The sequence below is a fragment of the Amycolatopsis sp. NPDC004368 genome, assembly GCF_053602515.1.
Window position 1 is genome coordinate 137480 of record NZ_JBSGDT010000023.1, and the last position, 10182, is coordinate 147661.

The following is a 10182-nucleotide window of genomic DNA, read 5'->3' on the forward strand; positions in this document are numbered from 1 at the left end:
AGCACCGTCGCCCTCTCCTGCGCACCCCCTACTGGTCAACCCGGTTCCCTACACTCGACCCATGAGGAGATCGCCGGCTCAACGGCGATCTCGCACGCCTCGGCGGAGCCGAGGCCAAACTACAGCCGGGGTCAAAGACACAAAGGATCCGACCGTAATGATCGAATCGTCTTCACCTGATCGGCTGCCGAGGGCTGCTCGAGTTGCGACCTGGAGTTTTTTCGCGCTCAACGGGTTCGCCATCGGCATGTGGGTGGTCCACATCCCGGTCGTCGAGCGCGCCACCGGGATTTCGCACACCACGCTCGGCGCGTTGCTGCTCGTGCTCGGCGGGGCGGCGTTCGCGGGGATGCAGGTGTCGGGGCCGCTGGCCGATCGGTTCGGGCATCGGCGGATGGTGCCGACGGCGGGCGTGCTGCTCGGGCTGTCGCTCGTGCTGCCCGGGCTCGCCACGAGCTGGTGGACGCTCGGGCTGTCGCTGCTGCTGGTGGGCTTCGCCAACGGGTCCCTCGACGTCGCCATGAACGCGCAGGCCGTGGTGGTCGAGCGGGCCTACCCGCGGCCGATCATGGCGGCCTTCCACGCAATGTGGTCGATCGGCGGCGCGGTGGCGGCCGTGACCGGCGCGGCGGTGCTGGGCGCCGGGGTGCCGACGGCCGTCACGCTCAGTGCGACCGGCGCGCTGCTCGTCGTCGCGTCGCTGGGGGCCGGGCGGTTGCTGCTCGACGCCGGGCGGCCCGAGCCGGCCGCCGACGCCGAAACCGCACGACCAGCGCCGGGACGGACGCCGTCGCGGGTGGTGTGGCTGCTGGGGGCGCTCGCGTTCGCGCTGATGCTGGCCGAAGGGGTCGCGAACGACTGGGCCGCGTTGCACCTGCAGGACGTCCTGGGCACGTCCGCGAGCACGGCCGCCCTCGCGTACGGCTGCTTCGCCGTGGCGATGACCGTCGGCCGCTTCGCCACCGACCGGGTCGCCGCGCTGGCGGGTCCGGTCGCGGTGGTGCGGTACGGGTCGGCGCTCGCCGCGGTCGGTCTGGCCACGGCTTCGCTGTCATCCTGGGTGCCGCTCGCGCTGGTCGGCTGGGCGATCTTCGGTCTGGGCCTCGCCGGCGGCGTCCCGCAGCTGTTCACGGCGGCGGGCAACCTGGACACCCGGGCGTCGGGGGCGCTGATGGCGCGGGTCGTGGGGCTCGGGTACGTCGGGCTGCTGGCGGGTCCGGCGTTGATCGGCGGGTTGACGCGGTGGATGCCGTTGAACGTCGCGTTCGCGGTGCCGTTCGTGCTGTGCGTGGCCGCGGTCGTAGCGGCTCCCGTGATCGTGCCGCGCAAGGTGCGGGAGTCCGCCGAGGTGAGCTGAGCTCAGGCGCAGGTGTCGCCGCTGCGGACGTTGCCGCCGCCGACGATGGTGAAGCGGGCGCCGGGCGCGGCATCGCGCAGCCGGAGCGTGCACACGATCTGGTCGACCGCGAGGTCCGACAGCGACTTGACGTCGGCCGACAGCCGCACGGTGACCTCGGCCGGGGTGACCGCGACGGTGGCCGGCACGGCGTCCTGCGGGACTTCGGTGGTGAGCCCGGACGCCCGCTCCGCCGCCGTCGGTCCTTGCGCGAGGGCGTCGATCAGGGTGTTGTCGCCCTGGTTGAGACCGGAACGGCTGACCTGGACGACGGCGCCGTCGGCCACGAGGTAGATCGAGGTGGTCGGCTGCGCCCCGGCGGGGGTCGAGGCCGGGCCGCTGGGCGCGGCGTCACCCGAGATCGCGCCGCTGGGCTGGACCCCGCAGGCCGTCGCGGCCAGCGCGACCAGCGCGAGCCCTGCCACCACCCGCCGGATCACGACGCGCTCCCGGGGTCGAGCGGCAGGCGCAGGGTGAAGCTCGCGCCGCCTTGCGGGCGGTTGGCGGCGGTGAGCAGGCCGCCGTGGAGCCGGGCGTTCTCCCACGCGATGGCGAGCCCCAGCCCGCTGCCCTCCGAACGGCTGCGTGCGGTGTCAGCCTTGTAGAAGCGGTCGAACACGTGCGGAAGCACCTCCTCGTCGAGCCCGGGGCCCTCGTCGGTCACCTCGATCGCGAGCGAGCCGTCGGCCGCGCTCAGCCGTAGCCGCACCGGCGGCGCGCCGTGGCGCAGGGCGTTGCCGACGAGGTTCGCGACGATCACGTCGAGCCGCCGCGGGTCCAGCCGGGCGCGGACTCCCGGCGGCAGGTCCGTGACGACCTCGCCGAGCCAGCCGCGGGCGCGCAGCGTGGCGCCGACGGCCTCGGCGACGTCCACCTCGTCGAGCGCGAGCGACGCCGAGCCCGAGTCGAACCGGGTGACCTCGATGAGGTCGTTGACCAGCCGCGTGAGGTTGTGCGTCTCCTGGCTCACCAGCCGCACCGCGCGGCCGGCGATCTCGGGCAGGCCGGCGACCTCCGACTCGAGCACGTCGGTGACGGCGGTCATCGCCGCGAGCGGGGTGCGCAGCTCGTGGGACACGTCGGCGACGAAGCGGCGGGCGTCGGACTCCATGCGCTCCAGCTCGCCGACGTGGTGCTGCAGCGATTCGGCCGTGGTGTTGAACGTCTTGCCCACCTCGGCCAGCTCGTCGGTGCCGCGGATGGTCAGGCGCGTGTCCAGGTCACCCTCGCCGAGCCGGTGCGCGGCGCGGCGCAGCTCGCGCACCGGCCCGAGCACGCTGCGGGCGGCGGCGAGCGCCAGCAGCAGCGCCAGGACGACGGCGCCGGTGCCGGTCAGCCACGCGCTGCGGGCCAGCTCTGCGATGCTCTCGCTTTCGGCGGTCAGCGGCTCCAGCACGTAGACGTCGATGCCGGACGGCGTGGTCACGTGCGACTGGTTCGTGGTGAGCCGCAGCTGGGTCCCGACCAGCAGCCGGGTCTCGCCGCCGACGTCCACCCGCTGCCAGGCGAACGTGCCCTGGGCCACGAACTCCTCGAGCTCGGGCGTGATCAGGGAGCGGTCCAGATCACCCGCCGAGGTGGCCCCCGAGATCACGAGCGCCGCGTCGTCGCGCTCGGCGATCTTGCCCGCGAACACCTCGAGCATCTCCCGCGTGGGCCGCGCGGGCAGGGGATACGCCGGCTGGACGCGGCTGCGCAGCTCCGCGACCGCGTTGTCCTGGGAGTTCTTGAGGATCGTGTTGCGGGCGGTGCGGTAGCCGACGCCGGCGACGGCGATGGTCGTGAGCACGCTCAGCAGCACGAACGCGAGCAGCAGCCGCGTGCGCAGGCCCCAGCCCGGCCAGAGTTTCCGGAACCGCGCGGCGGTCACAGGGGCCCGAAGCGGTACCCGAACCCGCGCAGGGTCTGCACGTACACGGGTGCCGCGGCGTCGTCCTCGATCTTCGCGCGCAGGCGCTGCACGCACGCGTCGACGAGCCGCGAGTCGCCGAGATAACCCTGGTCCCACACGGATTCCAGCAGCTGCTGCCGGCTGAGCACCCGCCCCGGCGAAGCCGACAGCTCCAGCAGCAGCCGCAGCTCCGTGGGCGCGAGGCTCACGGGCCGGCCGCTTTTGCTCACGACGAGCCCGTCGCGGTCGATGGTGAGCTCGCCGTGGCGTTCGATCTCGGGTTTGGGCGTGCCCGCCTGGCGCTGCTCGCCGCCGGTGCGCCGCAGCACGGCCTTGATCCGCGCTTCGAGCACGCGCGGCTGCGCCGGTTTGACCACGTAGTCGTCGGCGCCGGCTTCCAGCCCGGCGACCACGTCGATGTCGTCGTTGCGTGCGGTGAGCATGATGATCGGCAGGTCACCGGTGGCGCGGATGCGCCGGCACACCTCGAACCCGTCCATGCCGGGCAGCATCAGGTCGAGCACGACGACATCGGCCGGCTCGGTGCCCAGCCGCGCGAGCCCTGCCTCGCCGCTTTCCACCGCGTCGACGGTGTGACCCTGGTAGGTCAGGGCGATCTGCAGGCCGTCTCGCACGGCCTGGTCGTCTTCGATCAACAGCACCCGGGGCATGTCTCCCACTATCGCAGCGCAACGGGGCGGCCGCCCGTCCGAGGCCCGGACAGTCCACAGCGGACACCTCCGGCGAGGATCCGCGTTCCGTCTCACGGGTCGGTGCGCGGACTGTCATGGTTGCGTAACAGCCGGCGGCCGTGCGGAGCTGTTACAGAACTGTCGGGGTCCGCGCACGCGACGCCGACGGTCGGCGCACACGCGGGCCCGAAGGTGGTCACCATGACCGAACCGCTCCGCTCCCGTGCCTACGCCGCGGCCACCCGGCTGCTGGCCGAGCTGCTGCTGCCGGTGGCTTTCGTGCGCTCGCCGCGGGACGCCCGCCGCCGCGCCTGCCAGTGGGCGCTGGCCGTGCGCTACCCGGCCGAGGACCTCGCCGGCCTCACGGGGGCCGCGCGCGAGGCGTTCACCGCCGCGCGCACCGAGGCTTTCTGGCGCGACGGCCAGCTGATCGGCCTCACCTCCGGCCACCGCGACGCCGCCGAGCAGCACGCGATGTTCACCGCCGAGGTCTGCCGCACGGGCTCGGCGCACGCGGCGCGCCGGCTCGTGCTGCCACCCGAGGAGTCGGCCCACGTGGCCGGCTTCGCGCTCGACGTGCGCCCCACGGAAGGCGCGGCCTGGCTCGAACGCCACGGCGCGGCCTTCCGCCTGCACCGCCGTTACGACAACGAGTGGTGGCACTTCGAGTACCACCCCGACACGGTGCCGATGCGCTTGCCGCACCCCGGTGCCGCGGTGCTCAGAAACGCCGGGTGAACGGCATCGGCTTGCGCATCCGGACCAGCAGGAGCAGCGGGACGAGCACGTACCAGAGGTTGAAGGCCAGGAACTTGGCCGGGTTGCCCGTGCGCATCGCCGGGTCCCCGAAGAACTCCACGCCGAACACGACCACGCCGGTGAGCGTGACGATCATCGTCGCGTAGATCACGGCGAACAGCTGGATCCGGTTCTTGCCCAGCAGCAGGCAGACCACGAGCACGACGTAGAACGGCATGTACACGAACGCCGAGAGCCCCGTGACGATCCGCATCCAGTCCGGCGGGTGCATGAAGAGGATGTCGGCGTCGTGGGCGTACCAGTAGTTCGAGTTCACGAAGAAGTTGTCCGACGGGCGCGAGAAGTCGACCCCCACGGTCGGCAACAGGTCGCTGATGAGCGACGTGATCGTGAACGCGGCGAACACGATCGCGAAGAAGATGTCGATCCCGCGTCGGCGCAGCGGCAGGTTCATACGATGATCCTAAGCGGACGGGTTGCGCGGTCATCCGGCAAGTAGAGTGCGGGCATGAACGCGTTCCAGGTCTGCCTCTGCGTCTTCGCCGGTGTGTGTGCCCTGTGCTGGGTGCTTTCGGTGATCACGCGGGAGTACTCGTGGGTGGACCGGATCTGGTCCCTGGTGCCCGTGGCCTACGTCGCGATCTTCGCCGGCTTCGCGGGCTTCACCGATCCCCGGCTGGATGTGATGTTCGTCCTGGTCCTGCTGTGGGGCCTGCGGCTGACGTTCAACTTCGCCCGCAAGGGCGGCTACGCCCGCGGCGGCGAGGATTACCGGTGGGTGGTGCTGCGGGGGAAGATGGCGCCGTGGCAGTTCCAGGTGTTCAACTTCTTCTTCATCACGATCTACCAGAACCTGATTCTGCTGCTGATCACCTTGCCCGCGTGGACGGCGCTGTCGTACCGCTCGGCGTTTTCCGCGTGGGACGTGGTGGTTGCGGTGGTCTTCCTCGCGTGCCTGGTGGGGGAGACGGTGGCGGATCAGCAGCAGTGGAACTTCCACCAGTGGAAGAAGTCGGTGGCGTCGCCGGACCCGCGTTTCCTTTCGACCGGGCTGTTTCGGTTCTCGCGGCACCCGAACTTCTTTTTCGAGCAGGCCCAGTGGTGGCTGGTGTTCTTCTTCGGTGTGATCGCCTTCGGCGGCATTCCGTGGACGATCGCGGGTGCGGTGCTGCTGACGCTCCTGTTTGTCGGGTCGACGATCTTCACGGAGTCCATCACGCGGGGGCGGTATCCGGAGTACGCGGAGTACCAGAAGCGGACTTCGGCGGTGGTGCCGTGGTTCCCACGGCGCCGGGTGAGGGTGTGAGGCGGTCCTCGCAGGGCGGCTTGCGTTGGGCGTGCACCCCGAAGCTGGAGTGTGCAAGGAGGCTTCGGATCGGGGGCGGGGAGGGGCCTGGGTTCATGCGGCCCTGCGTTGGTACGACCTGTCGCGTTGGCGAGGTGGTGGTCGCTCGCCTGGGGCAGGGGTGGTGTCTCGCGTCGGGCAAGGGTGGTGGTCACTCGCTGCAGCTGGTCTCGGTGAGCCGCGAGCCCGGCATTCGAGCTCGGCAGCTCGTAGGGCATGCGGAGGTTACCGTCCTCAGTGGACACTTACCTCACGAAAGACGCCGGCACCCACCCGTCTGAGGTGCCCCATCGGCAGGACCGTCAGTGGCCAGCCCGGCTTCGGCGTCGGGCGCGCTGTATGGGCCAAAGGTGGCGGCGTACCCGGATCCGCGTTCATCGCGAAATGTCGCAGTCCCCACCCGGCCGTCCGTGAAAGGAATTGCCTCAGCGGTCGTAGAAGTTCGACGGTGGTTCGTTCCACTGCTGGGTCGGGGCGTCGGGCCCGGCGGACTTGCGCCGGTGGACCGTGCGGGCGTTGGCGGCCATGCTGTTGACCACGATCGCGATCACCAAGCCGATCACGAGGTTGATCGCGGCGGTGGCGTATTTGGCGCTGGAGTCGACGGTCAGCGTCAGCGGCAGCACCACGGCGATGAGCGTGACGAGCACCATGATCCAGCCGAAGAACTGGCTGGGCGCGGGCGTCGCCACGCTCAGCAGGTGCATGAGGCCCGTGGCGAGCAGGGCGGCGAGCGCGGCGAAGAGCGCGTAGGTCGTGGTGCTGGCGCTGCCCCAGGCGCCCTCGCCCTTGGGGGCGAGGATGGGCACGTCGAAGATGCCGCGGGCGATGAGCATGCCGACGATGGCGACCAGGGCCGCGACGACCGCGGTGGCGACGCCGCCCGCCCACAGGCGTGCGGCGTCGATGCCGGGGCGGGTGTTCTGGTCGTACGGGTTCTGTGCCATCACGGATCCCCTCCGATACCGAAGTCGCCGAAGCCGTCTCCCTCGATTGTCGTCCTAAGCGGGCTCGTTCGCTTGCTCGAGTTTTGCGACGCGGCGCAGCCGGAAGGACAGCACGACGAGCATGATCCCGTACAGCAGCGCGTAGATGCCGATGAGCAGCGCGATCCCGAACGCCCCCGCGATGGGGTGGATGAGCACCAGCACCCCGGCGATCACGGACACCGCGCCGGCCACGATGAGGAAGGCCTCGCCCGTGATCTGCTTGCGCAGGCGGATCGCGGCCACGATCTCGGCGACCCCGGTGACCACCGCCCACGCCCCGACGAGTGTCGCCAGCACGAGGATGGTCGCGCCGGGCCACACCAGCGCGAGCACCCCCGCGGCGAGCCCCAGCAGGCCCAGCAGTGCGTACATCAACCGGTGCGCGCCATCGCCCGGGCGGAACGCCTGCATGAACGCGCCCACGGCGTCGACGAGCGCGTAGACACCGAACACGAACGCCAGCGCCAGCACCGTGACCCCGGGCCAGATCAGCGCGATCACGCCGAACGCCACCGCCAGCACGCCACGCACGAGCACGAGCGGCCACGTCCGCCGCGGGTCCAGCACGAGACCGCCGATCGGAGCTGAGCTGTGTGCGGACATGGCTGCCTCCCGAGCATGATGCTGACCTGGGAAAACGTTAGCAGCGCGGCAAGATTCGGGCACCGTTGCGCTGTTCACCCGATCGGTGACGAAGTGTCCGAAGAGGACGTCAGAAGCTCACCGGAAGTGCCGCCAGCCGCCAGGTGCCGGGGTCGGATGCGCGTTGCACGTCGCCCAGGCGCAGCGCGGGGAAACGCTCCAGCAAGCCCCGCAACGCCACCTCCGTCTCCACCCGCGCGAGCGCCGCGCCGAGGCAGAAGTGCGGCCCGTACGCGAAGCCGAGGTGCCCGCCCTCGGTGCGGCGCACGTCGAACCGATCGGGATCGGTGAACACGCGCGGGTCGCGGTTGGCCGACGCGATCGCCGCCGACACCGGCTCGCCCGCGCGGATCGCGACGCCGTGCAGAGTCACGTCCTCGGTGGCCGGCCGGGGGATCGTCAGCAGCTGCGGTCCACACCAGCGCAGCAGCTCGTCGACGGCCGTCGGCCACAGCTCGGGCTCCGCGCGCAGCACCGCGAGCTGCTCGGGATGGGTGAGCAGCGCCACGATCGCGTTGGCGATGAGGTTCGCCGGCGTCTGCCCGGCGAGCACGAGCTGCCACACGAGCGTGACGAGCTCGGGTTCGGTCAGCCCTTCCGTGCCGGCGAGCAGTTCGAGGAACGCGCTCGCCGGCGGGGTGGTCAGCCCGCGCGCGCCGTCGATGATGCCGGGCACCGCGGCGGCGAAGCTCTCGCCCGAGCCCGCCACGACGTTCTGGCCGTATTCGTGCCAGCGCGGCCGATCCGCCGCCGGCACGCCCACGAGCTCGCAGATCACCTCCATCGGCAACGGCTTCGCGAAGCCGGCCAGCAGGTCCGGCTCATCGGCCGGCAGCTCGTCGAGCAGCCGCCGCACGATCGCCTCGATCCGCGGCCGGAAGTCCGCCGCCCGCCGCGCCGTGAACGCGGGCGACACGAGCCCGCGCAGCCGCCGGTGCTCGGCGCCCTCCATCTCCTGCATGGTCCGCAGGTATGGCCGGCAGTGTTCGGGCACGTCGAGGTGCTGGTAACTGCCGGGGCCGAGCGCGAAACGCGGGTCGGTGAGCATCGCGCGGGCGTCGGCCAGGCGCGTGAGCACCCACAACGGGCCGAAGCCGGGGCCGACGAGCTTGGCCACGGGGCCGTGCTCGCGGGCGGCGCCGTAGACGGCGAACGGGTCGCGGTGCGCCGCGGGGTCGGTCAGGTCGATCTCGGGCACGTCGGTCACGAGCGGCTCCTCAGGTCGGTCCGATTTGAAATGACCAAATCAGATGGTCTCATCATATGTACACCGACGCTATCGTGACCAGCACGGGAGCACGAGGAGGACGATGGACCGGCCGACCAGGGCGCAGGCTCAGGAGCGCAACCGCGCGAAGGTGCTCGCCGCAGCGCGCGACGAGTTCACCGAGCGCGGCTTCCGCGAAGCGAAGATCGACGTGATCGCCGAACGCGCCGAGCTCACCCGCGGCGCCGTCTACTCCAACTTCCCCGGCAAGCGCGCGCTGTACTTCGCCGTGCTCGCCGAAGAGGCGGAACGGCTGGCCGCCGAGCCGCCGAACACGGACCCGGGCCTCACCACCGCCGAAGCCCTGGGTGCGCTCGCCCGGACCTGGGTCGCGCGCCTGCCGCTGGCCACCGATCCCGGCTCGCGCCTCGGTGTGGACCTCGGCCCCGAAATCCTCGCCGACGAGCTCACCCACCGCCCGTATGCCCAGTTGCTGCGCTTCGAAGCCGTGGTCCTCGGCCTGGCGCTGGAACGGCTCGCGCCGTCCGCCGGTCGCCTGGTGCGCGTCGCCGAACTCGCGCTCACGACGCTGCACGGCGCCACCGGCCTCGCCGCCGCCGCGCCCGGGTTCGGCGAGCCGTTCAACGTCGTGCGCGCGTGCGAGGCAGTGCCCGCGCTCGGTTTGGCCGACTCCTGGCCGGCCGTGCCGCCGATCGTCGCCCACGCCCAGGTGGTGGACGAACCGTGGGTGCCACCGGCCGCGTTCGACTCACTGCGCGCCGAGCCGGCCGACCTCTCCGGCGACGGTGTGGTCGCGATCCTGGGGCTGCACCGGCTTTCCGCGGCCGAGGAAGCCGTCCGCGCCGCGGCGCCGGGCGCGGCGGTCACGGTCGCCGTGGTCACCGGTTCGGCGCCGGAGCTGGCGCCGCTCACGCACCTGGCGCTGGCCGAGCTGCGCGGGTTCCTGCGTCAGGCTTTCCCGGCGTCGACCTGGCCCCGGCTTCAGGTCCTGCGCGACGACACGGGCGCCGTCGCCTCGGCGGCCGGGGTCTCGGCGGTGAGCGACGCGACGGAAACGGCCGTGCGGTTGGCATCCGGGCGGATCGTGCGCCGGGCCGAGGGCTTCGGCGCCTGCCACGCGGCGGCCACGCGCTAGGGCCTGTCCCCAAAGCCAGATGAGCAGTGTGGCCAGATCGATCATGCTCCGGTAGGAGGCGGCGGTCTTGTCGAACCGGGTCGCGATGGCACGGAACTGCTTGAG

11 protein-coding genes are annotated in these 10182 nt (G+C 71.6%); 4 read left to right on the forward strand and 7 right to left on the reverse strand.

What is annotated here, in order from left to right; translation table 11 throughout:
- Nucleotides 1–157 precede the first annotated feature (157 nt).
- Entirely contained in the window at nt 158–1357 is a 1200-nt protein-coding gene (locus ACWEOE_RS28295) for an MFS transporter (protein WP_452014341.1), read from the forward strand.
- A 2-nt stretch (nt 1358–1359) separates the two neighbouring features.
- On the opposite strand, the gene ACWEOE_RS28300 is transcribed toward ACWEOE_RS28295, so the two are convergent.
- From ACWEOE_RS28300 to ACWEOE_RS28310, 3 genes are read right to left on the reverse strand one after another with little or no spacing between them, the layout of a single operon-like run.
- Complete coding sequence (locus tag ACWEOE_RS28300; RefSeq protein ID WP_452014343.1) at nt 1360–1836, reverse strand: hypothetical protein; 477 nt, start codon at nt 1834–1836, stop codon at nt 1360–1362.
- Nucleotides 1833–3266, reverse strand: a complete 1434-nt coding sequence (locus tag ACWEOE_RS28305) for an ATP-binding protein (RefSeq protein WP_452014345.1) — start codon at nt 3264–3266, stop codon at nt 1833–1835. The genes ACWEOE_RS28300 and ACWEOE_RS28305 overlap by 4 nt, the downstream gene beginning before the upstream one ends.
- On the reverse strand, nt 3263–3958 hold the full coding sequence (locus tag ACWEOE_RS28310; protein ID WP_452014347.1) for a response regulator: 696 nt from the start codon (nt 3956–3958) through the stop codon (nt 3263–3265). Before ACWEOE_RS28310 ends, ACWEOE_RS28305 begins: the two co-directional genes overlap by 4 nt.
- A gap of 222 nt (nt 3959–4180) precedes the next feature.
- On the opposite strand from ACWEOE_RS28310, the gene ACWEOE_RS28315 reads away from it, so the two are divergent.
- Nucleotides 4181–4717, forward strand: coding sequence for a D-alanyl-D-alanine carboxypeptidase (locus ACWEOE_RS28315; RefSeq protein WP_452014349.1), 537 nt, complete (start codon nt 4181–4183; stop codon nt 4715–4717).
- On the opposite strand, the gene ACWEOE_RS28320 is transcribed toward ACWEOE_RS28315, so the two are convergent.
- The gene (locus ACWEOE_RS28320; protein ID WP_452014351.1) at nt 4701–5192 is read right to left on the reverse strand and encodes a DUF2781 domain-containing protein; all 492 of its coding nucleotides are present in this window, start codon (nt 5190–5192) and stop codon (nt 4701–4703) included. The two genes, ACWEOE_RS28315 and ACWEOE_RS28320, sit on opposite strands and share 17 nt — an antisense overlap.
- 54 nt (nt 5193–5246) lie before the next feature.
- On the opposite strand from ACWEOE_RS28320, the gene ACWEOE_RS28325 reads away from it, so the two are divergent.
- The gene (locus ACWEOE_RS28325; RefSeq protein WP_452014353.1) at nt 5247–6044 is read left to right on the forward strand and encodes a DUF1295 domain-containing protein; all 798 of its coding nucleotides are present in this window, start codon (nt 5247–5249) and stop codon (nt 6042–6044) included.
- Between the two features lie 464 nt (nt 6045–6508).
- On the opposite strand, the gene ACWEOE_RS28330 is transcribed toward ACWEOE_RS28325, so the two are convergent.
- The 3 genes from ACWEOE_RS28330 to ACWEOE_RS28340 form a co-directional block, all read right to left on the reverse strand.
- Nucleotides 6509–7030: a DUF6069 family protein gene (locus ACWEOE_RS28330; protein ID WP_452014355.1), complete on the reverse strand. Its 522-nt coding sequence runs from the start codon at nt 7028–7030 to the stop codon at nt 6509–6511.
- 54 nt (nt 7031–7084) lie between these two features.
- On the reverse strand, nt 7085–7675 hold the full coding sequence (locus ACWEOE_RS28335; RefSeq protein WP_452014357.1) for an HdeD family acid-resistance protein: 591 nt from the start codon (nt 7673–7675) through the stop codon (nt 7085–7087).
- Nucleotides 7676–7784: 109 nt separating this feature from the next.
- Nucleotides 7785–8921, reverse strand: a complete 1137-nt coding sequence (locus ACWEOE_RS28340; RefSeq protein ID WP_452014359.1) for a cytochrome P450 family protein — start codon at nt 8919–8921, stop codon at nt 7785–7787.
- Nucleotides 8922–9024: 103 nt separating this feature from the next.
- On the opposite strand from ACWEOE_RS28340, the gene ACWEOE_RS28345 reads away from it, so the two are divergent.
- Nucleotides 9025–10077, forward strand: a complete 1053-nt coding sequence (locus ACWEOE_RS28345; RefSeq protein WP_452014361.1) for a TetR/AcrR family transcriptional regulator — start codon at nt 9025–9027, stop codon at nt 10075–10077.
- Nucleotides 10078–10182: the final 105 nt, after the last annotated feature.